This is a genomic window from Staphylococcus warneri, assembly GCF_900636385.1.
Classification (GTDB): domain Bacteria; phylum Bacillota; class Bacilli; order Staphylococcales; family Staphylococcaceae; genus Staphylococcus; species Staphylococcus warneri.
Window position 1 is genome coordinate 537,831 of record NZ_LR134269.1, and the last position, 21,924, is coordinate 559,754.

A 21,924-nucleotide genomic window follows, 5' to 3' on the forward strand; every position below is an offset into this window, starting at 1 on the left:
TTAATTATAACTTTATACTTATTGATAAAGATTATCAATAAGTATTTTACTTTTTAAAAGATTTTTTTAAGCTAAATACCGTTAGAATCAAAACGAGATGTTTGAAGTCCAAAGTTATTGCTTTGATTATGAAAATAATTAATAATAGATGAATTTTTTTAAGAAATAAGATAAAGTATTGTTAATCTATACGATTAAAGGGGGATTTATGTAATCATGAAACAAATAAGGGAAGTAAGTATTGAAGAAGTTGAATCATTACAAAAAGTAGCAATAGATACATTTTATGAAACCTTTGGACCATATTATACAGATGATAATTTACAAAAGTACTTTGATAGTGCGTTTAATATTGAGACTTTAAAAAAGGAATTACAAGAACCACTCTCATTTTATTATTTTTTTACTGAAGATGACGACATTGTTGGGTATACAAAATTTAATGTTGATGATGCACAAACTGAACCACATGGTCCCGATTATTTAGAAGTGCAACGTATTTACTTTTATCAATCACACCAAGGTGGAGGCAGAGGCAAAAAATTAATAGAACTTGCTGTTGAGAAGGCGAAAGCATTTGGGAAATCAAAAATTTGGTTAGGCGTATGGGAACATAATCCTCAAGCCATTAAGTTTTATGAATCAAGAGGATTTGTTGAAACAGGACACCATGAGTTTATTACAGGTGATGTTGTAGATAGAGATATTATCATGGAAAAAGAATTATAATTTAAACTTTCTATGATTTGATTTCAAATCACATATTGAATTATTCGCATATCAGTTCAAAGTCAGATATAATGATGACGTTAATTTTTTAATTATGATTAAAATAATTAGATAAATATAAAAAGATTTAACGTTGGAAAGGACGTATTAGATGCATTCATTGACGATTATTGTCACTTACTATAATTCAGAGGAGTATATTCAAAGTTGTATAGAAAGTATTAAGCAACAACGTACTCAAGATTTTGAAGTTATCATAGTTAACGATGGTTCTACAGATCAAACAGAAGCGTTGATGAAAGAATCTCTTAAAGATTATGATAAAAAAGTTAATTACATTAAATTAGAAGAAAACCAAGGACATGCCCACGCACGTAATGTTGCAATGAAGGAAGTAGAAACCCCTTATTTCATGTTCTTAGACGCAGATGACGAATTAGCTTCTTATGCAATTACTTTTTACTTAGATAAATTTAATTATACAGATGGGTTAATTGCACCTGTGCATTCATTTATGCTTAAAAAGCCACAATATGTTGACTTAGACAAAGTAAAAGTTAACTATTTTGATGGTAAACGTAACATTAACTCATTTTTAAGAAAGCAAACTGCTTGTAACATTATTTTTAGAACGGCCATCGTCAGAGCACATGATTTAAAGTTTAATGAAGATTTAAATGTGTATACAGACTGGTCATTCGTTATTGAGTATTCAAAATATGTTAATAAATTTATGAGAATTACGAATTTCTCATTCTATTATCGTGGAGAAGTGTATGATCCATTTGATGGTAAAACATTGAGTGAACAAGACTTTGACATCTTATTCGAAGATTATGTCAAAATGTTCTACGATGCAATGGCACGTGTCACTCATAAAGAGACTAAATCATTTATTATTAATAAATTAGAACAACAAATTGCGAGAGATTTTGATCCTACACATCATGATATTAAGAAACGATATGCTGCACATAAAGAAACACTTGTTGAACTTGCACGTTATTTAAATGTGAACTTGATTAAACATCAACATCTAATCAATAAAATTGAAACGATTTTATTAATGAATGAAGATACTGAAAAAGCATTCCAAGTGAATCAATTCAGAAAAACATTAAGACACGTTAAAAATGTTGTTTTACGTAATAAGAACAAAGACCGTTCAATTTATGAATTAACAGATAAAGAAGACAATGTTAAGCCAGAAACGATTGTATTTGAATCTTTCGGTGGTAAAAACTACAGCGATAGTCCTAAATATATTTATGAATATATGCAAAAATATTATCCAAATTACCGTTATGTATGGTCTTTTAAAAATCCGAAAAACCATGTGGTTCCAGGTAATGCGGAAACAGTTAAACGAAATTCAGAGGCATATTATAAAGCGTATTCGGAAGCGAGTCATTGGGTTTCAAATGCGCGATTACCATTATATTTAAATAAGAAAGAAAATCAAACGTACATTCAAACTTGGCACGGCACACCATTGAAACGCTTAGCGAACGATATGAAAGTAGTGCGTATGCCAGGTACGACGACACCTAAATATAAACGTAACTTTAATCGTGAAACATCAAGATGGGATTATTTAATTTCTCCAAACAGATATTCTACTGAAATTTTCAAAAGTGCATTTTGGATGGATGAACCTAGAATGTTAGAAATTGGTTATCCTAGGAATGATATTTTAGTAAATAGAGCAGATGATGAAGAGTTTAAAAATGAAATTAAAAAGAACTTAAATATCCCTGAAGATAAAAAAGTCATTATGTATGCACCAACTTGGAGAGATGACGAGTTCGTAAGTAAAGGTAAGTATTTATTTGAACTAAAAATCGACCTAGATAATTTATATCAAGAATTAGGCGATGACTATGTTATTCTTTTACGTATGCATTATTTAATTTTAAATGCGATTGATTTAACAGGATTTGAAAACTTTGCTGTGGATGTTTCTAATTATAACGATGTATCAGAGTTATTCTTAGTGAGTGATTGTCTCATTACAGATTACTCTTCAGTTATGTTTGATTACGGTATTTTAAAACGCCCTCAATTCTTCTTTGCATATGATATTGATAAATATGACAAAGGATTACGAGGCTTCTATATGGATTATAAAAAAGATTTACCAGGTCCTATTTTCACAGAACCTTATGAATTAGCAAAACAACTTAAAGATTTAGATAAGGTGCAACATGACTATCAAGATAAAATTGATGCATTTTATAATCGATTCTGTTCAATTGATAAAGGTACAGCATCTCAATATATTGGAGATTTAATTCATAAAGATATAGAAGGTTAATCTTTATTAAAATAATACGAAAAATTAATAAAATTAGGGTATAATATTTATAAGTAATTAAATATTATGCCCTTTTTTATGTTTTTAATTATCAATGTAAATGCATTGATAATGGGCTGAAGATGTTTGAATGGTTTATTAATATACTATAGGAGGTTTTATTAATGAAGAAATTGTATACGAGTTTGTTAGCTTTATCCTTAGTTTTAGGCGCAGCGGCTTGTTCGAATGATGATAGTAGTAAGGACAAAGATAGTTCTAAAGATGATCAGTCGAAAACAGAACAGAAAGATAAAGCGTCTAATGATCATTCAAAGGATAAATCGTCTGATAAAGAAAAAGATAAAGGCGATAAAAACAAAGACAAAGATAAAAATGATAACGTAGCTTCAAACAATAGCAATTCAACAAGTAATAACCAAGATAGTGATCATAACCAACAAGCAACATCCAATGATAATGGAAGCAGTTCAGATCAACAAGCACAAAATGCGAATGGAAATAATAATAGTGCTACAAACAATAATCAGCAACCAAGTAATAATAATGATCAAGGCTCATCAAACCAAAGTACACAATCTACACAAGGTACTAACGGTTATGTAGCACCTTATCATGGTACCAATGCAGCAAATGTTGCAAGAAGCTTAACAAGAGACAATGTGAACCAATCAGAAGCACTTAAACAATTACCAAACTTCCAAACTGCCTTAGATATTGCTAAACAAGAAGCTAATTTATATGGTAATCATAATAAAACGTATAATGACTATGGTATTGAAGGTAACAATGGTAATTACAGATACGTATTTAGTTTCAAAGATCCACAACAAAATGGTGTTTATTCTGTTGTTACAGTAAATAGTCAAGGTCAACCTGTTGTTGTTGATCCAGCTTATGGAAAATAGATTAAAAATCTGAATAGATATATTACGAAAAAGGCGTACCACAAACTCTCATTATTTGTGGTACGCTTTTTATCAAAACCAATTTTATTTTAGTTCATCTTGAATTAATTGAGTTAAGTATTGTAATGATTGGTTATCCTTATTGATGTATGGATTGTGATTTTTAGGAACCATATCATTTAATAAATCGCGTGTTAACAAATCAGCATCGGTATACCAAACATTAGATAAGCTTTTAATAACGTCTTTATAAACACCACGTTCTTCGACATATTCAGTATGATGCGGTGTGTATAGACACACATGTTTATCTATTGTTAAAGCATCAAAGATAATTGAAGAATAATCTGTTAAAACAACATCAGAAATAAGTAATAGGTCCTGTGTTTCAATACCTTTTTGGGGTAAAATCACGCCATCAGGTAAATGAGCTATATGCTCGCTTTCAACGTGTCCTTTAAATATGACATTATATTTAGCTAATAATTGTTCTGAAATCGGTAATAATGCATCATCATGATGGTCTGAAACCCATGTCGGTGCATATAATAGCACAGGTTTATTTAAATCACATTCCAATTCACGTTTAAGTTGTTCATGAAATGAAGACTCATCCAGTTTATTTAATAAATATTGTACTCTTGGATAACCAATTGGTAACACGTCAGTATGATGTGTTGGAAAAGCTGAATGGAACTTATCCATAGCTAGTTTAGAGTCACAAACTAAATAATCTTGTTTAGCTAATTTATTATATTTACGAGCTCTGTAATTATAAATATTTAAGTTTTGATTAGGTTCTCGACTATCTAAAAATAACTTTTTAATTGGTGTACCATGCCAAAGTTGAATAATAGTACCATTAGGTTTGATGTTATCTGGTATATAGCTTTCAGTAACTACAACTCGAGCTGTTTCAATCATCGCTTGGGTCTCTGAATCATCAGGCGATATAAAATGTGGTCCTTGTCTATCATTTGTCACAAAATAAGTTTTGATAGTTGGATTACGCTTAACAAAATAACTAAATAAATATTTAGAATTGCCACGATATCCATAATCAAAGCCAATAAAGACAACATGATCTTTCAATACCGTTGAATCTTTATCGTAGATATAACTTATTTCTCTATGCTTTTTTAATGAATGGTTTTTAAATGGTTTGAACATCCATTTTGGTAATTTGAATTTTGTACTTAATAACACTGAATCTGAATATCTTAAGTCACTATGGTCATCAAAAGTGAATTTAGGAAAAGGTACTTTTTGACGATGTTCATAAGCTAACGTATTTAAATAGAATTGATTGATTTTACTTATATTATCTTTATCAATAGATGACCAAAGTTCTGTGCTTGTTTGCATTGGTGCTTTGAAATCATAGACGACATGTCCATCGACAGCAAGTTGGCCTTTTAAAATTGTAACTAAAGCTAAATCGAATATAGTTTCAATATTGAATTTTTCTAAATGCGACAAGGCTGATTTAATTTCAAAAATCACATTTGGATAATGATTAATATTTTTCACCCAGTCTATAAAATCGATGGTTTCAAGCCCAAAATAACGGCAATCATTTAGATATGATTTGTCGATTGTATAATCAACAATGATTGAAGTACTTTTTAACTCTACAGCCTCGAGCATTTTTTGATGAATCATCATGTCATTCGAATAAGGGGCAAAATGAGTGTAGCCTTCATCTAAAGCTTTCGTGAGTTGAATATCTATATTTTCTAAATTAGTAATATTAATTTGCTTTATCATATCGTTGACCTCTTTAGACTAAATTTATTCTTCCTATTTTATCACGTGAGTCGAATGAATACATCATGCGGCACTTATCTTTAATGAAAAAATCGTTTTCACATTCGAATACAATTTAAAAGAATGAGTGATTGAGAATATTATTAAATAATTGAGAAAAACTATAAAAACAATGTTGTAATTTTAACTAGAAGATGATATATTTTAATTGTGAAAAAGTTCACAAGTAATAAATGAATATAATTTAATGAAAAGTCACAATCATAGATATTAATAATTTAATTTTTGATATAAATCTAGCTAGAGACAACAAAATTTATAGTAAAGGAAGAGTCAAGCTATGTTAGTAAATTCATTCAATCCATTTGATAACTTAGTGTTATCTAGCATTATTGCTGCAATCCCTATTATTCTGTTTTTATTATGCTTAACTGTTTTTAAAATGAAAGGGATTTATGCGGCAGTGACAACATTAGTTGTAACACTGTTAATCGCAATTCCGTTCTTCAAACTTCCAGTAGGTATTGCTTCAGGCGCAGTTGTGGAAGGTTTCTTCCAAGGTATTATTCCTATTGGTTATATTGTTATGATGGCAGTATTACTTTATAAAATCACACTAGAATCTGGTCAGTTTTCAACGATTCAAGATAGTATCACGAGTATTTCGCAAGACCAACGTATTCAATTGTTATTAATTGGATTTTCATTTAATGCCTTTTTAGAAGGGGCTGCTGGATTTGGGGTGCCTATTGCGATTTGTGCATTATTATTAGCACAATTAGGCTTCAGACCATTACAAGCTGCTATGTTATGCTTAGTTGCAAACGCGGCTTCAGGTGCATTTGGAGCTATTGGTATACCAGTTGGTGTTATAGATACTTTACATTTACCTGGTGATGTATCAGCTATGGGCGTTTCTCAAACATCTGTATTTACTTTAGTTATTATCAACTTCTTCATTCCGTTCTTATTAATCTTTATCATTGATGGATTCAAAGGAATTAAAGAAACGTTACCTTCAATCTTAGTTGTATCAATTACTTATACTGTATTACAAGCTTTATTAACCGTATTTAATGGACCGGAATTAGCAGATATCATTCCACCATTAGCATCAATGTTAGCTTTAGCATTATTCTCTAGAAAATTCCAACCTAAACATACGTTTAGAGTTCAAAAAGATGTAGAACCTGAACCAGTTAAACATCACAGTGCTAAATCAATATTATATGCGTGGAGTCCATTTGTCATTTTAACGATTATAGTTATGATTTGGAGCTCACCATCATTCAAAAATTTATTCTTGCCTAAAGGTAAATTATCAAGCTTAGTATTGAACTTTAATTTGCCAGGAACATTTAGTGAAGTCGCACATAAACCAATCACATTATCATTGAACCTGATTGGACAAACGGGTACAGCGATTTTAATTACGATTATTATTACTGTATTAATGTCTAAAAAAGTTGGATTTGGTGACGCAGGGCGTTTATTTGGCGTAACATTTAAAGAGTTATGGTTACCGATTTTAACAATTTGCTTTATTTTAGCTATCTCTAAAATTACAACATATGGTGGTTTAAGTAGTGCTATGGGTCAAGGAATTGCAAAAACAGGCGATGTATTCCCATTATTATCTCCAATACTAGGTTGGATTGGTGTATTCATGACCGGTTCAGTTGTGAATAACAACTCACTATTTGCACCTATTCAAGCATCTGTAGCACAACAAATTGGTACAAGTGGTTCATTATTGGTCGCTTCTAATACAGTCGGTGGCGTAGCAGCGAAATTGATTTCTCCTCAATCCATTGCTATTGCAACTGCAGCCGTTAAAGAAGTAGGTAAAGAATCAGAACTATTAAAAATGACTTTAAGATACAGTGTTGGATTACTTATCTTCATTTGTATCTGGACATTTATATTATCTGTGATATTGTAAGAATAAATTAAATAAGCATTTAAAAACTGATTCCTCGATGATCGAGAAATCAGTTTTTTTAGTACAAGATATTTAATGAATGAAAGCTAATTGAACATATTCATGAAGTCGTGATATACGGCTTCTGCAGAATATGATTGAAGTGTCTCATGTCCTTCTTGAAGAATGTGTTGTAGTTCATCATCATTATGCATCGTTAAATCGATACGTTTCGCAAGTTGTGATGTATCATCATGAGCAACTAAGTAACCATTCTTACCGTTTTTAATGATTGAATCAGGGCCAGTATTCCCATCGAAACTTATAACTACGTTATCTTGTGCCATAGCTTCTAATATCACCATACCAAACCCTTCGTTTCTAGATGGTATGACAGTGATTTTACTTTGAGCTAACTTTTGATTAAGGGATGGTGTGGCAGGATAAAGTTGTACGATATCTTTTAATTGATATTGGTCGATAAATTGTTTTAAATGGTCTTTCTCTTGTCCATCACCATATAAATGTAACTCATAATTTAAATGTCTTAAATCATCTTGAATTAATCTGATACTTTCTAATAAGAGATCAAATCCTTTTTCGTATTCTAATCTGCCTGCTGCAAGAATAATATTTTTCTTTTGAGCAGCGATGCGTTTATTATTAGCAATATTTGGTACGACATAAACAGGCGTTTTTAGTTTAGATTGATATATAGCTTGATCAGCTGTAGTCAACGTTGTCACTTTATTAACATTGCGGTAGGCATTAATGATTTGATTTTGGAATTTTTGATCATGTGCATTGAAATTCATATGTTCCATAGCAATGGTAGTAACATTTTTATTCTGATATTTAGCAATTAAGATATTGAAACTTGCCCTTGTACCAATTAGGACATCTGTTGATACACGTTTGATCGCTTTAATCATCTTTTTCTCAACGTAACTCGAAAATTGATTTAATCCAGGTTCATATTGAGATATGCGTTTAGGCTTTAACAGGGGTGTATATTTTTTGATACGATTTGCTAAAATAGCATTGAAATGAGTTGGTTTTAAACGATAATCAACTAAAACTTGTACTTTGATATCTTTGTGTAATTTGAAATAGGGATGATCCTTGCCTCTAAAGACTGAAATAATCGTAACAGGATGACCCTTTTCAGCTAATGTGTTAGCTAGCTGCGAAATCGATTTAACTGTACCGCCCATGGCATAGATATTATGCATGAAAAATGTGAACGACTTCATTTGAACACCTCTTATGTTTTGTGAATTTTTAATTATTATATCATGACATAGTTTACAAAATAGATAAACGAATATGTTAAAATAGATATATTACCAATATTTAGAAAACATCTATTTGGTTGAAATATAGATAAATATTAATTTCAATTGAATTAACCTAAGATGATTAATTGTAATTATATTGTACAATAGGTGATTGTATTCATTAAAATAGTCATGATATGGTACAATATAAAATGTTTTAAGTGTCATGTTTTAGGTAATGGATTGAGTGATTATGACTAGATTTCATGAATAATAAAACTAAGACAAAATGATGTTTAGAAAAGAATAACATTATTGATTTTATTTTTTATCTAATTAAAAAGCGCTTTAATATAAGTCTAGATCATTTGATGTTTCATTAATCAACTAAAAAGGGGGACTGTATTTGTTATGAGTACACAACATAGCAAAACAGACGTCATCTTAATTGGTGGCGGTATTATGAGTGCAACACTAGGAACATTATTAAAAGAATTAACGCCTGACAAAGAAATTAAAGTATTTGAAAAGTTAAATCAACCTGGCGAAGAAAGTTCAAACGTATGGAACAATGCTGGTACAGGGCATTCAGCATTATGTGAATTGAACTATACTAAAGAAGGTAAAGATGGATCTGTAGATATTAGTAAAGCGATTAAAATCAATGAACAATTCCAGATTTCTAAACAATTTTGGGCATATTTAGTTAGAACAGGTCAGTTAGAAAATCCTGAAAACTTCATCCAATCAGTACCACATATGAGCTTCGTAAAAGGTACTAACAATGTTGAATTCTTAAAACGACGCGTAGAAAGTCTTCAAAAAAATGTATTATTCGGTAAAATGGAAATTTCAGAAGATAGAAACAAAATTGCTGAATGGGTACCATTGATGATGGAAGGTAGAACAGATGATGAACCAGTTGCAATTACTTATGATGAAACTGGTACAGATGTTAACTTCGGTGCCTTAACTAAAAAATTATTTAGTAATTTACAACAAAAGAATGTTGAAATTCAATATAAACATGAAGTATTAGATATTAAAAAACAAAGTAATGGGACTTGGTTAGTTGAAGTGAAAAATTTAACGAATAATCAAGTAACAACTTATGAAACTGACTTTGTATTTATCGGTGCAGGCGGTGCAAGCTTGCCATTACTACAAAAAACAGGTATTAAAGAATCTAAACATATCGGAGGATTCCCAGTTAGTGGCTTATTCTTAAGATGTAAAAACCCTGATGTGATTAATCGTCACCATGCGAAAGTGTATGGTAAAGCTGAAGTGGGCGCACCACCTATGTCTGTACCTCACTTAGATACGAGATTTGTGAATGGTGAACGTTCACTATTATTTGGACCTTTCGCAGGATTTTCACCTAAATTCTTAAAAACAGGTTCATACTTAGACTTAATTAAATCAGTAAAACCAAACAATATCATAACAATGTTATCAGCAGGTGTTAAAGAGTTTGATTTAACTAAATACTTAGTATCTCAATTAATGCTTTCAAATGAAGAAAGAGTTGACGATTTACGTGTCTTCTTACCAAATGCTAAAGATGAAGATTGGGAAGTCATTACGGCAGGTCAACGTGTACAAGTGATTAAAGATACTAAAGATGCCAAAGGAAACCTACAATTTGGTACAGAAGTAATTACATCAGAAGATGGTACATTAGCAGCATTACTAGGTGCATCACCAGGAGCATCAACAGCTGTAGATATCATGTTTGACGTACTTCAAAGATGTTATAAAGATGACTTTAAATCATGGGAGCCAGCAATTAAAGAAATGGTACCTTCATTCGGTTTAAACTTATCAGAACATGAAGATGTATATCACGCAGTAAATAAAGAAATTGTTAAACATTTAAAAGTTAAATAATATAGCGAAAGCGCCTCACTTATAAGTAGTTTACTACTATTAAGTGAGGCGCTATTATTAATGATTAGAATTCATTTGGTAAATTTTTTCATTAATATTTTTGATTTCTCTTTTAGTTTTAAAGTAACTTATAAACCATATCAAGATGTAGATGCCTATAAAAATAACGGTGTATGAAACTAAACTCATCATTTCTAAGGGGAACCAACCTGCTATGATTGCAAGGATAGTAAATGGAAAATAACTACAAATAAAATGAATAAATGTAGATTTTGTAATACTCCAATCGGTAGCATTAAATATTAGACTATTAAATGAAAATAAAAGACCTATCAGCATCCAAATAGACATTGATATCAACATAATGATAGGTTCTGAAAGATAATGGTAATAAATGGTTCCCATAGTTGAAGACGGTGACAATGGATGATAGTGTCCATTAGCATGGAGATAACTGAAAAAATTAGATATCAATAACCCAATTATTAAACTAATGAAAAGTGACTTATAAATGTTTTTCATAATGATAATCTCTCCTTTATTGATTTTAAATATCTTCTAGAGGAATAAGTGTAATCATCGTCTAAGTTCTTTAAATACATACGTATTAATCCGTTTGCTTCTAACTGTAGTTTAATAATGGCATTTTGATTAACAATTTCTGACTTAGATATACGAATAAAAGTGTTTGGGAGTTGTTCTTCTAACTCATATAGTCGGTATTTAGTATTGAAAACTTTGCCATTTGATATTGCTACAACATGTTTTTGTTGAGTACGGAAGCTAGTGATGTGTTCGATTTTTAGTTGGAATATATCTTCATTTAATTTGCCATTTATTTCAGTTAAACGATCAATGTCTTCAACAGTTTGAATTATTTTTTGTACATTTTTATCCATTTGTGGTGAATGGATTTCTACAAATTGTTTCTGTTCAGTAGGGCTAATAAATAATTTTAATTGCACAGTTGTAACCTCCTCTATATTAATCATTAAAACATAATAATTATTTGGAAAAGGATAAATAAAGATAAACGGTTAATATATAAAGCTATGTGGTTATTATCTTTGCTGATTGACCACATAGCTTTAATTCTTGATTTTGAAATTATTATATATTTTTAGGCAAAATAATTGTGAAGGTTGTACCATCTTGATGGCTACTTGTAACATGTATCTTTCCGTGATGGAGTTGAATAATAGATTGTGTAATAGCTAGACCCAATCCGTTACTATTGTCATCTGTACTACGTTTGTAAAAGCGTTCAAACAAATGAGATTGCTCTGACGTGTCGATGACATCACCTTGATTTGTAACTTTTATTTGAATGCCTTGAGCTATTTGTTTCAATTCGATATTAATCAGTGATGCTTCATTTGAATATTTAATGGCATTGATAATTAAATTACTAATGGCCTGATGTAACAATCTTTCATTTCCTAGGAAATAAGTGGATTCTAAATCTGACATCAACATTAGTGATTTTTGGTCGATAGCGTAATGTTCATGTCGCACAATACGATTGATTAATTGATCGAGTTGAATTTGATCCGAGAAAGTTAAATGCTGAGCATTATCGAGTTCTGATAGTAATAATAATTCTTTTGTAAGTTCACTCAACTGGTTTGTAATTTGATAGATATCATTTATGCTTTGTTGACGTTCGTTTTGATTCTTAGCATGTTCTAAATCTACTAATGATTGTCTAATGTGTGTGAGCGGTGTTTTAATTTCATGTGATACATTCTGAACAAAATGTTGTCGCATTTCATCAACTTGCTTTAAAGATTGACGCATCGTATCAAAGCGATATTGTAGTGTACCTATTTCATCTTGACGGGTCTGCTTGATAGGGGTGATAAAGTCTCCATTCATTAATCTTTCTGTGCCTTGTTTTAATTGTTTAACAGGCCTAACAATGGCATAGGTTGAAGCGATGACAAGTGAAATAGAGATTAATAATAATAAAGTTAAGAGCACTGCTAAAAATAGTCTGAATTCACTAAATGTTTCTCCAATATCAGGGCGCATAAAGACAGCGACATTCTCGTGATGATTTTTAAATTGTAATCCTACAGTATTATCTGTTTCATTATCGAAAAAGCCAGTTACAAAAAGTTCGAAAGGCTTATTTTTAATACCATGATATTCATTGCCCTTTAACACACTTTTAATATGATATTGCGATAAGTTATCTTTTCTAAATTTTGTACCATAGAATGTTTTCTTACCATCCTGATCAACTGTCATAATTTGATAATTCATTTGACCAAGATGTTTAAAGTAATGATTAAGATGATTATTATGATTGTCACCCTCAAAATCTCTTGCTTCTTTTAACGTTGTCATGATTTTCGTATCATTAGACGCCTTTAAATTAAAATGGTAATAGATATTTGTGAAAATAAAACTAATAAAGGCACTGAATAATATGACGGTAATGGTATAAATAGCGATTCTGATATATAACGTTTTAAACATGGTGTTCTACCTTATAACCTTGACCACGCACTGTCTTAATTGTCACGTTTGAATCTAATTGCTGTAATCGTTGTCGCAATCGTTTTATATGTACGTCAATAGTTCTTTCATCACCTTCGTAATCATAACCCCATATTTTTTCGATAAGATGTGTCCTAGAAAATATTTGCTTTTCATTTGAAGCTAATAGAAATAAAAGTTGAAATTCTTTGTTAGGTAATGTCATCGTTTTACCATTTACAACAACTTCCATATAAGCTTGATGTAAGGTTAAATTCCCGATCGTTAATTTTTCATCCGTATGGATATGGTACCGACGTAAGACAGCCTTAATACGAAATATTAGCTCTTTTACTTCAAAAGGCTTAGTTAAATAATCATCCGTTCCACTTATAAATGCACGTTCTTTATCACTTAGTGCATCTCTCGCCGTTAACATAATAACTGGTAAATCGTAATCTTCTTTAATCATATGACATAATTCAAATCCATCCATTCCGTGCATCATAATATCCACGATTGCAATATCAACTTGATGATTATCAAGAAAATGAAGTGCTTCTTCACCATTGGTATGAGTATATGTATGAAAATGTTCTCTTTCCAAATGTGTTGAGACGTAATTTAATATTTTAGGGTCATCATCTACAATTAGGCAACGATTCATATCCACACTCCTTTTTACTTTATTATACAATGAATAAATTTTATAAAACAATGTATGCTTGAGTTCATATTCAGTTCACAAATGTTCCTTATGATACAACTATCAACAAACACAGTATAGGAGCGAGTATGAATGAAATTAGCATGGAATGAAATTAAATTTTATAAGTTTAGATATGTATTAATCATGTTAATCATAATCTTATTAAGCTTAATGGTGCTATTTATTAGTGGTTTAGCACAAGGACTAGCTAGAGAAAATGTTTCTTTGTTCGATCAATTTAAATCAACACATTATATAACTCAAGATATGAAAGAACCTCAGATTGAAAAATCTCAACTATCTCCAAAACAGCAAATGAAAATTAATAAGGAGACTAACATAAAGCCTACTCAAATGAATTTACAAAGTTTAGAAGTGGCGGGTAATAATGATGAAGATGTACTCACAATGTATTCTCCACAAGAACAACAATTTGATTTGAAAGAAGGGCAACTACCTACAAAGCACAATCAAATTGCAGTGAATCAAAAACTGACAGGTGAAGGTATTAAAATAGGGGATGTTATTCAGTTCAAGCACCATCAACAAACATATAAAGTCACAGGTATTCTTGATGATGCAATGTATGCACATAGCTCTATCGTATTGATGGATCAAAAGGGATTCCAGGATATTAATAAACAATATGCATCATTTTATCCAATTAAAACTTTATCTCAACAGAAAGAAAAACAATTAAACGATATTCCAGGCATCAAAGTGACGAATACCGACGAATTGAAAACAAACATTGCAAGTTATCAAGCCGAACAAGCACCGTTAAATATGATGGTGATTAGCCTTTTCGTTATTACAGCAATCGTTCTGAGTGCTTTCTTCTATGTCATGACCATTCAAAAAATATCAGAAATTGGCATTTTAAAAGCAATTGGAATCAAAACTAGACATTTACTGACGTCTTTATTACTTCAAATTTTAATTGTGACATTATTATCCGTAGTCATTTCAGTCGGTATAATTGCTGGTATTGCTATGATTTTACCTGTGACAATGCCGTTTCACTTAACTACTATTAACTATCTTTTAGTAATTAGTATTTTTATCATCGTCGCTATTATCGGTGCGTTATTATCATTCATTAAAGTTATTAAAGTTGATCCTATAGAAGCAATTGGAGGTGGAGAATAATGTCATTACAAGTTAACCATATTGTGAAAACATTTGGTAAGGGAGAGACTGAAACAAAGGTATTGAAAGATATTGATATCACGGTGGAACCAGGAGAGTTTATTATACTTTCAGGTGCCTCAGGTTCAGGAAAATCTACGCTTTTATCCATTCTAGGTGGTTTACTTTCTCAAACAAAAGGAGAGATTAATTATCAAGGAAAGCCATTATTTTCAAATACTCAACGTAATACTGAACGCCGTTTAACGGATATTGGATTTATATTCCAATCATCACATTTAGTCCCTTATTTATCAGTGTTGGACCAACTAACAATTGTAGGACGAGAAGCAGGAATGTCAAAAAAGGAAGCAAATCAACGTGCATCGAAGTTATTGAGTGACATTGGATTATCAGACAAATTAAATGCCTTTCCTCATATGTTATCGGGTGGACAAAAACAAAGAGTTGCAATTATGCGAGCATTGATGAATAATCCTAAACTGTTACTAGCAGATGAACCAACAGCTAGTTTAGATGCTCAACGAGCAATATCTGTTGTAAAAATGATTAAAAAGGAAATTATAAATAATGATATGTGTGGGATTATGGTCACACATGACCAACGATTATTTGAATATGCTGATAAAATGATTTATCTTGATGATGGTAAGATTGTAAAACATATAACATTATAGGATATTTATAAAAAAAGTGTCTTATGTACGTCATAAAAGTAACGTATATAAGACACTTTTTATTTAATCCATAAAATGATGATACTTATCCAAAATGTGAGTGCAAAATATATTGTTAAAAGTAATCGATATTGATACATCACACCTAAAAAGTCTCTAATTAAAGCAATATGGAAGAAATGATAGGGCGTATGACTGCCAACACCATAAGTTGGAATATCTAAATTTTTTGCTAATTTGAGTGCCCGCAATATATGAAATTGGCTTGTTACACATACTATCTTTGGCATATTAACGAAATAGTCATGAATAATGTCTTTAGAATATACAAAGTTTGTGTGTGTATTGGTAGATTGTTGTTCTAATAAAATATTGTCATTGGGTACACCCTGTTTAATCAAATATCGTTGCATTGCGATTGACTCTGGTATAGGTTCATCTGGACCTTGTCCACCTGATACTAGTAATTTAGGCTTATGTTCAGAATAATGATAAATTTCAAGTGCGCGGTCCAATCGTTCTTTTAACATTGGTGTCACTTCTTCAGTAAATATACCTGCTCCTAATACAATAATTAAATCCACTGATTGATTGAAATGACGTGAACCAAATGTGGATGACCACGTGAGATAACAAAGAAATGCAAATAATGTTGTAAAACCGATCAAACTTAGCCATAATGCAATGCCATTAATAATAACTAAAGGTGACAGGCTAATATAGAAGCAAGCACTCATAAATAATATTAAACGCATGATGCTTAAACACATTTGCTTAATAAAATGACGACCACGCTGATTAAACAGAATAGCATGATGTTTTAATAAACAAAATGCTATTAAAATGAGCATAAGGATAATTAATTCATACGGAATGCTATAGGTAATGAGATGAAATATTAAATTAAAGAAACCTAATATAATAGTAGAAATAAATCCTGTCACGCTTAATGTGATGTATTGGTTGATCAATAATGACAAGATTATCAAGATGATTACTAACGTTAAAATCAATGGAATCATGCGCACACCTCTATATTGTATGTACATATAAATGTAGTTGATAGTAAATAAATAAGCAACTCAAAAGATATTGTGATAAAACTGTTTTAAAGGTTTCATTTTATAATTTTTCTTGATATCATTTATAGGATGAAAAATAAATAATTTATATAAATCAACACGGTCTTGAGGAGATATATATGACTAGACAATTAGAAGATCATATCGCATTTTTAGAAATGTTTATTAATAATGTAAATACTTTAACGGCTAAATTGTTGAAAGATTTACAAAATGAATATGGCATTTCTGTCGAACAATCCAATGTACTAGCTATGCTTAATAATGAATCCATGACAATAAGTCAAATTACAGAAAAGCAAGGTGTTAATAAAGCGGCGGTGAGTAGAAGAATTAGTAAGTTATTAGATGCTGGATTAGTTGTTCTAGAAAAGCCTAATGCTAATATCGATTAAAGGCTTAAGTTTATAACTTTATCTAAAAAAGGAAAGTCATACATGGAGAAGCGTAAAACATTGATTAATGATATCGCAATGGATTTTACAAAAGATTTTTCTTCTGAAGATTTGGATCAAGTTAGACATGTCTTAGAAGTTATTAATTATAGAATGACAAATTACAGTTCTAAATTATCTTAAATATCATTAAATCTACACTATACATAATAGAAGTTTTAGGAATATAATTTGATAGTAGATTAGTCATAAGACTAAATATGTATGTTGTTGGAAATCATTTAGTTATATAATGAAATTATCTGTAATAATAGAATGTATATTGATTGAATTATTGAAATTAATAATAAATTAATCGTTTTTAACAATAGATATAAATCGTAGATGGAAATTATTTTAAACTGACGAGTGTTTGGAAATTGAGTAGAGGTGATAAGATGAAACAGTGCCCTCAGTGTGGTGCTTCTGTGGAGAAGGATGCACACACTTGTCAAAATTGTGGCCAGTCAATAAAAACAGAAACAAAGCATAAAAGTAAGCAAAATAATAGTGAACAGCATCAAAGCAACACAAATCAATCTTCAGATAAAACAACAAATATAAAGATTAGAAAGATTGTACCAGTTGCCATTATATTTTTTATTATCATCTTATTGGTCATTTTATTCTTCCTTTTAAGAAATTTTAATTCACCTAATGCTCAAACAAAAATATTAGTCAATGCGATAGACAATGACGATAATCAAAAAGTGGCTACATTACTCAGTACTAAAGATAATAAGGTAGATCCTGATGAAGCTTCTGCATATATTAAATATATTAAAAAAGAAGTAGGAATTAAAAACTTTATTAGAGATGTCAGAAATACAGTTGATAAATTAAATAAGAGTCATTCTAGCGTGGCATCTTATATTCAAACAAGAGATGGCCAAGATGTGTTACGCGTAAGTAAAAATGGTACACGATATCTTATATTTGATAATATGAGTTTTAATGCACCGACGAAACAACCGGTTGTCAAACCAAAAGTAGATACAAAATATGAATTTAAATCCGGTGGTAAACGTAAAAAAGTAATTGCAGAAGCGGATAAAACAACGCCATTAGGCCATTTTATTCCAGGTGATTATAGTATAGATGCTACTAAAGAAACTAAAAATGGTGTGTTTAGTGGGAAACTTGACTTTGATTTTAAAGCTACCAATAGTGAGACCGTCAATGTGACTGAAGATTTTGATGAAGCACATCTCAATATTAAATTAAAAGGTGCTTCTAAACTTACAGATAAATCGAAAAAAGTAATCATTAATGATCGTACGTTATCATATTCAAATTCTAAAGAATATGGACCATATCCTAAGAATAAAGATATTACCGTCTCCGCGGAAGGTTCAGCTAAAGATAAAACTTTCGAATCAGAAACTAAGACGATCAAAGCATCAAAACTCAAAGATAATACCACAATTACCTTAGACTTCGATAGTGATGAAATTGATAAATACGTGGCTAAAAAAGAAAAAGAAGAAAATAGTTTGAAAAACAAACTTACTCAATTTTTTAGCGGATACTCTTTAGCATTAAATTCAGCATTGAATGAGAATAACTTTGACTTAATATCAAGTTACTTTAAGAAAAATTCATCATTATATGACACGATGAAACATCAATTAGAGAATAATCAATTAGTATCATTTCAAACATCTCAAGTCATAAGTGCAAGTCAAAGTGGAGATAAAGTTAAAGCGACAATCCAACAAATAAATGAAAATGGGCAATTGATTAATAAAGACTACGAATTAGAAGAAACATCTAAAGGTAATGATTTTAATTTAATTAAAGCATCAAATGAATAATAGTAATGATGGACGTAGGACAAGTGATCTTATTATAGAAGCGGGCACTGTTCTGCTTCTGTTTTTTATAGGGATAAAAATCCAATTGCATAAAATAGAATGTATAGCGTAATATATTGATATATGTAAAAATAAAGCCATTTGCTAAAAAATATTAAGGTGGTTTCAAAAATGAATCAAAAGGTACAATCAAAAAAACAATCCCCTATATTTGTAATCATCTTAGGTGCACTAACAGCTATTGGTGCATTATCGATAGATATGTTTTTACCGGGATTACCAGAAATCAAAAATGACTTTCATACCACAACGTCTAATGCACAACTCACATTATCGTTATTTATGATTGGGTTAGCGTTAGGAAACTTATTTGCAGGTCCGATATCAGATGCTACCGGCAGAAAGAAACCGTTATGGATATCAATGTTCATTTATACGTTAGCAAGTTTAGGTATTGTCTTTGTCACGAATATCGAAATAATGATTGCATTACGCTTTATTCAAGGTGTAACAGGTGGGGCGGCTTCCGTCATTTCAAGAGCTATTGCCAGTGATATGTATAAAGGCAAAGAGTTAACTAAATTTTTATCATTGCTCATGTTAGTAAATGGTGTTGCACCTGTTATCGCTCCGGCTATCGGTGGTGTTATCTTAAGCTTAGCCGTATGGAGAATGGTATTTATTATACTAACTGTCTTTGGCATACTCATGGTTATTGGTTCTCTAACCAAAGTGCCTGAGTCTTTACAGGACGATGAAAAAGATAGTGATGGTATTAAAGAAATGTTTAAAAACTTTAAACATTTATTAGAGACACCTAAGTTTGTGTTGCCTATGTTAATCCAAGGCTTTTCTTTTATTATGTTATTTACTTATATCTCAGCATCACCATTCATTATTCAAAAAATATATGGTATGTCAGCTCTACAATTTAGTATTATGTTTGCAGCAATTGGTATTACATTAATTATTTCAAGCCAATTAGTAGGTGTGCTTGTCGATCGAATAGAGAGACGACAACTGTTGAAAATTGTGACATATATTCAAGTGCTTGGCGTTGTGATAGTTGCTATTACACTACTAAATCATTTGAGTTTTTGGATATTAGTCATTGGTTTTATTATTTTAGTTGCACCGGTTACAGCCGTTGCAAGTTTAGGTTTTTCAATTGCTATGGATGAAAGTACAAGAGGGAGAGGTAGTGCTTCTAGTTTATTAGGATTGGTACAATTTCTATTAGGAGGACTTATGTCATCATTAGTTAATGTGATGGGTGAACATAATGTGATACCTTATGTGGTGATTATTAGTATGACAGCAGTGATTATGATTATTTTACAAACCATTTATACGAGACTACAACGTCGATCTTAAGAATGGGTTTGATTTATAAGATAAAAATAGCCAGAAAATGAGTTGCTTATGCTCATTTTCTGGCTTAATTTAATTATCTTTGTAATTTAATTGTATTTGCTAATAAGTTTTCAGCAATTACTTCTGGAGATTCTTTGCAACCATTGCGTAACCAATAAAATATGACACCAACCTGTCCACCAATTGAATAGGTGATGAACAATGATTTATTTTGAATTGAATTTGGATAATCTTCAATCACATTTTCATAAGCAACCTTTGTAGCATTAAAATATTTCATTGCTAATCCTTTATTAGGATATGTAATAAATATAGCTCGATAGAATGATTCTTTGCGCTTTATATACTTTGTAACAATTAAAAAGAATTTATATAACTTAGTTTTATCGACGCGCACACTTTCGAAATTATTATATAAAGTTTTGAGTAACTTTAAATATTTAGATAGATGATAATTTTGAATTTGTTCCAATAAATCATATTTATCTTTATAATTATCATAAAAAGTAGAGCGGTTAACGCCACTATATGCACAAATCATTTTAATCGTAATTTCATCGAATGGATATTCATCTAATAAATTTATCATACTTTGAATAATTTTAAATTTAGCTCTTCGTTTCATAAGCAGTCACCTTAGTCATCAATCCGACACATTTTTTTAAAGTGTCGGTGTTTTTTTTATCTACATGTATCTATAATAGATAAAGTGAATTTTAAAAGCAAATAGGAGGATATATTCATGAAGAAAATGGTATTAATTAATATCATTACTATCATTGTGTTAATTGTTATCGGAGTAGTAGGTTTCTACTTCTGGAACAATGCAACGAGCTATGTTAGTACTGATAACGCCAAAGTAGATGGCGATCAAATGAAAATAGCAAGTCCAGCTTCAGGTGAAATTAAATCACTTGACGTTAAGCAAGGTGAGAAACTTAAAAAAGGCGATAAAGTAGCTGAAGTAGCAGCTCAAGGCGAAGGTGGTCAATCTAAAGAGATGAGCATCAAAATGCCTAAAGATGGCACAATCGTTAAAACAGATGGTATGGAAGGTTCAATGGCTCAAGCTGGGAACCCAATCGCTTATGCGTACAATTTAGATGATCTATATATTACTGCTAACGTTGATGAAAAAGACGTTGCTGATATTGAAAAAGGTAATGACGTTGATGTTGATATCGACGGACAAAAAGCAACTGTAAGTGGTAAAGTCGATCAAATCGGTGATGCTACAGCAGCTAGCTTCTCATTAATGCCTTCATCTAATAGTGATGGTAACTACACTAAAGTATCACAAGTTGTACCAGTTAGAATTTCTCTAGATTCTGAACCATCTAAAAATGTTGTTCCAGGTATGAACGCTGAAGTCAAAATTCATAAAAATTAAGGGGGTCA

General features: G+C 30.7%; 18 protein-coding genes and 1 pseudogene. 11 read left to right on the top strand and 8 right to left on the bottom strand.

The features are described from left to right. Positions 1-216: 216 nt before the first annotated feature. The 3 genes from EL082_RS02455 (at position 217) to EL082_RS02465 (ending at position 3,951) form a co-directional block, all read left to right on the top strand. Positions 217-729 (top strand): GNAT family N-acetyltransferase, encoded by a 513-nt coding sequence (locus EL082_RS02455; RefSeq protein WP_002467384.1) that lies wholly within the window; start codon positions 217-219, stop codon positions 727-729. A gap of 151 nt (positions 730-880) precedes the next feature. Next, a complete protein-coding gene (locus tag EL082_RS02460; protein WP_103286170.1) occupies positions 881-3,043 on the top strand; it encodes a bifunctional glycosyltransferase/CDP-glycerol:glycerophosphate glycerophosphotransferase in 2,163 nt (720 codons plus the stop codon). Between the two features lie 164 nt (positions 3,044-3,207). Further along, on the top strand, positions 3,208-3,951 hold the full coding sequence (locus tag EL082_RS02465) for a hypothetical protein (protein ID WP_002467376.1): 744 nt from the start codon (positions 3,208-3,210) through the stop codon (positions 3,949-3,951). Between the two features lie 84 nt (positions 3,952-4,035). Here EL082_RS02465 and EL082_RS02470 read toward each other — a convergent pair whose 3' ends face one another. Beyond that, entirely contained in the window at positions 4,036-5,718 is a 1,683-nt protein-coding gene (locus tag EL082_RS02470) for a CDP-glycerol glycerophosphotransferase family protein (protein WP_002467379.1), read from the bottom strand. Positions 5,719-6,058: 340 nt separating this feature from the next. Between EL082_RS02470 and EL082_RS02475 the strand changes: the two genes are divergently transcribed. Further along, positions 6,059-7,660 carry an L-lactate permease gene (locus tag EL082_RS02475; RefSeq protein WP_002467374.1) on the top strand — a complete coding sequence of 534 codons (1,602 nt, stop codon included), beginning with the start codon at positions 6,059-6,061 and terminating at the stop codon, positions 7,658-7,660. An 86-nt stretch (positions 7,661-7,746) separates the two neighbouring features. Here EL082_RS02475 and EL082_RS02480 read toward each other — a convergent pair whose 3' ends face one another. Beyond that, positions 7,747-8,892: a glycosyltransferase family 4 protein gene (locus EL082_RS02480; protein WP_002467381.1), complete on the bottom strand. Its 1,146-nt coding sequence runs from the start codon at positions 8,890-8,892 to the stop codon at positions 7,747-7,749. A 435-nt stretch (positions 8,893-9,327) separates the two neighbouring features. On the opposite strand from EL082_RS02480, the gene mqo reads away from it, so the two are divergent. Continuing rightward, complete coding sequence (gene mqo / locus EL082_RS02485; protein ID WP_002467378.1) at positions 9,328-10,806, top strand: malate dehydrogenase (quinone); 1,479 nt, start codon at positions 9,328-9,330, stop codon at positions 10,804-10,806. Positions 10,807-10,863: 57 nt separating this feature from the next. Here mqo and EL082_RS02490 read toward each other — a convergent pair whose 3' ends face one another. The 4 genes from EL082_RS02490 to EL082_RS02505 all read right to left on the bottom strand — a co-directional run bounded on the left by EL082_RS02490 (position 10,864) and on the right by EL082_RS02505 (position 13,954). After that, entirely contained in the window at positions 10,864-11,328 is a 465-nt protein-coding gene (locus EL082_RS02490; RefSeq protein WP_002467372.1) for a DUF3021 domain-containing protein, read from the bottom strand. Further along, positions 11,325-11,771, bottom strand: a complete 447-nt coding sequence (locus EL082_RS02495) for a LytTR family DNA-binding domain-containing protein (protein ID WP_015364749.1) — start codon at positions 11,769-11,771, stop codon at positions 11,325-11,327. The genes EL082_RS02490 and EL082_RS02495 overlap by 4 nt, the downstream gene beginning before the upstream one ends. 145 nt (positions 11,772-11,916) lie before the next feature. Continuing rightward, on the bottom strand, positions 11,917-13,287 hold the full coding sequence (locus EL082_RS02500; protein WP_015364750.1) for a HAMP domain-containing sensor histidine kinase: 1,371 nt from the start codon (positions 13,285-13,287) through the stop codon (positions 11,917-11,919). Continuing rightward, positions 13,280-13,954, bottom strand: coding sequence for a response regulator transcription factor (locus tag EL082_RS02505; protein WP_002466309.1), 675 nt, complete (start codon positions 13,952-13,954; stop codon positions 13,280-13,282). The genes EL082_RS02500 and EL082_RS02505 overlap by 8 nt, the downstream gene beginning before the upstream one ends. Positions 13,955-14,086: 132 nt before the next feature. On the opposite strand from EL082_RS02505, the gene EL082_RS02510 reads away from it, so the two are divergent. Together EL082_RS02510 and EL082_RS02515 are read left to right on the top strand one after the other, a co-directional pair. Further along, positions 14,087-15,145, top strand: a complete 1,059-nt coding sequence (locus EL082_RS02510; RefSeq protein WP_002466288.1) for an ABC transporter permease — start codon at positions 14,087-14,089, stop codon at positions 15,143-15,145. Further along, positions 15,145-15,822: an ABC transporter ATP-binding protein gene (locus EL082_RS02515; protein ID WP_002466308.1), complete on the top strand. Its 678-nt coding sequence runs from the start codon at positions 15,145-15,147 to the stop codon at positions 15,820-15,822. The genes EL082_RS02510 and EL082_RS02515 overlap by 1 nt, the downstream gene beginning before the upstream one ends. Before the next feature lie 59 nt (positions 15,823-15,881). On the opposite strand, the gene EL082_RS02520 is transcribed toward EL082_RS02515, so the two are convergent. After that, on the bottom strand, positions 15,882-16,844 hold the full coding sequence (locus EL082_RS02520) for a YdcF family protein (RefSeq protein WP_002466296.1): 963 nt from the start codon (positions 16,842-16,844) through the stop codon (positions 15,882-15,884). A gap of 179 nt (positions 16,845-17,023) precedes the next feature. On the opposite strand from EL082_RS02520, the pseudogene EL082_RS02525 reads away from it, so the two are divergent. The 3 genes and pseudogenes from EL082_RS02525 (at position 17,024) to EL082_RS02535 (ending at position 20,526) form a co-directional block, all read left to right on the top strand. Then, a pseudogene (locus tag EL082_RS02525) lies at positions 17,024-17,482 on the top strand (MarR family winged helix-turn-helix transcriptional regulator). A 254-nt stretch (positions 17,483-17,736) separates the two neighbouring features. Further along, entirely contained in the window at positions 17,737-19,152 is a 1,416-nt protein-coding gene (locus tag EL082_RS02530; protein WP_015364751.1) for a membrane-associated protein TcaA, read from the top strand. 171 nt (positions 19,153-19,323) lie between these two features. After that, on the top strand, positions 19,324-20,526 hold the full coding sequence (locus tag EL082_RS02535) for a putative multidrug effflux MFS transporter TcaB (RefSeq protein ID WP_015364752.1): 1,203 nt from the start codon (positions 19,324-19,326) through the stop codon (positions 20,524-20,526). Positions 20,527-20,599: 73 nt separating this feature from the next. Here EL082_RS02535 and EL082_RS02540 read toward each other — a convergent pair whose 3' ends face one another. Further along, the gene (locus tag EL082_RS02540) at positions 20,600-21,151 is read right to left on the bottom strand and encodes a TetR/AcrR family transcriptional regulator (RefSeq protein ID WP_002466293.1); all 552 of its coding nucleotides are present in this window, start codon (positions 21,149-21,151) and stop codon (positions 20,600-20,602) included. 117 nt (positions 21,152-21,268) lie between these two features. Between EL082_RS02540 and EL082_RS02545 the strand changes: the two genes are divergently transcribed. Next, positions 21,269-21,916: an HlyD family secretion protein gene (locus EL082_RS02545; protein ID WP_002466299.1), complete on the top strand. Its 648-nt coding sequence runs from the start codon at positions 21,269-21,271 to the stop codon at positions 21,914-21,916. Positions 21,917-21,924 lie beyond the last annotated feature (8 nt).

Bases quoted from the DNA above. Each gene is read 5' to 3' on its own strand.
- EL082_RS02455 (WP_002467384.1), top strand. From the start codon at position 217: ATGAAACAAATAAGGGAAGTAAGTATTGAAGAAGTTGAATCATTACAA.
- EL082_RS02460 (WP_103286170.1), top strand. From the start codon at position 881: ATGCATTCATTGACGATTATTGTCACTTACTATAATTCAGAGGAGTAT.
- EL082_RS02465 (WP_002467376.1), top strand. From the start codon at position 3,208: ATGAAGAAATTGTATACGAGTTTGTTAGCTTTATCCTTAGTTTTAGGC.
- EL082_RS02470 (WP_002467379.1), bottom strand. From the start codon at position 5,718: ATGATAAAGCAAATTAATATTACTAATTTAGAAAATATAGATATTCAA.
- EL082_RS02475 (WP_002467374.1), top strand. From the start codon at position 6,059: ATGTTAGTAAATTCATTCAATCCATTTGATAACTTAGTGTTATCTAGC.
- EL082_RS02480 (WP_002467381.1), bottom strand. From the start codon at position 8,892: ATGAAGTCGTTCACATTTTTCATGCATAATATCTATGCCATGGGCGGT.
- mqo (WP_002467378.1), top strand. From the start codon at position 9,328: ATGAGTACACAACATAGCAAAACAGACGTCATCTTAATTGGTGGCGGT.
- EL082_RS02490 (WP_002467372.1), bottom strand. From the start codon at position 11,328: ATGAAAAACATTTATAAGTCACTTTTCATTAGTTTAATAATTGGGTTA.
- EL082_RS02500 (WP_015364750.1), bottom strand. From the start codon at position 13,287: ATGTTTAAAACGTTATATATCAGAATCGCTATTTATACCATTACCGTC.
- EL082_RS02505 (WP_002466309.1), bottom strand. From the start codon at position 13,954: ATGAATCGTTGCCTAATTGTAGATGATGACCCTAAAATATTAAATTAC.
- EL082_RS02510 (WP_002466288.1), top strand. From the start codon at position 14,087: ATGAAATTAGCATGGAATGAAATTAAATTTTATAAGTTTAGATATGTA.
- EL082_RS02515 (WP_002466308.1), top strand. From the start codon at position 15,145: ATGTCATTACAAGTTAACCATATTGTGAAAACATTTGGTAAGGGAGAG.
- EL082_RS02520 (WP_002466296.1), bottom strand. From the start codon at position 16,844: ATGATTCCATTGATTTTAACGTTAGTAATCATCTTGATAATCTTGTCA.
- EL082_RS02530 (WP_015364751.1), top strand. From the start codon at position 17,737: ATGAAACAGTGCCCTCAGTGTGGTGCTTCTGTGGAGAAGGATGCACAC.
- EL082_RS02535 (WP_015364752.1), top strand. From the start codon at position 19,324: ATGAATCAAAAGGTACAATCAAAAAAACAATCCCCTATATTTGTAATC.
- EL082_RS02540 (WP_002466293.1), bottom strand. From the start codon at position 21,151: ATGAAACGAAGAGCTAAATTTAAAATTATTCAAAGTATGATAAATTTA.
- EL082_RS02545 (WP_002466299.1), top strand. From the start codon at position 21,269: ATGAAGAAAATGGTATTAATTAATATCATTACTATCATTGTGTTAATT.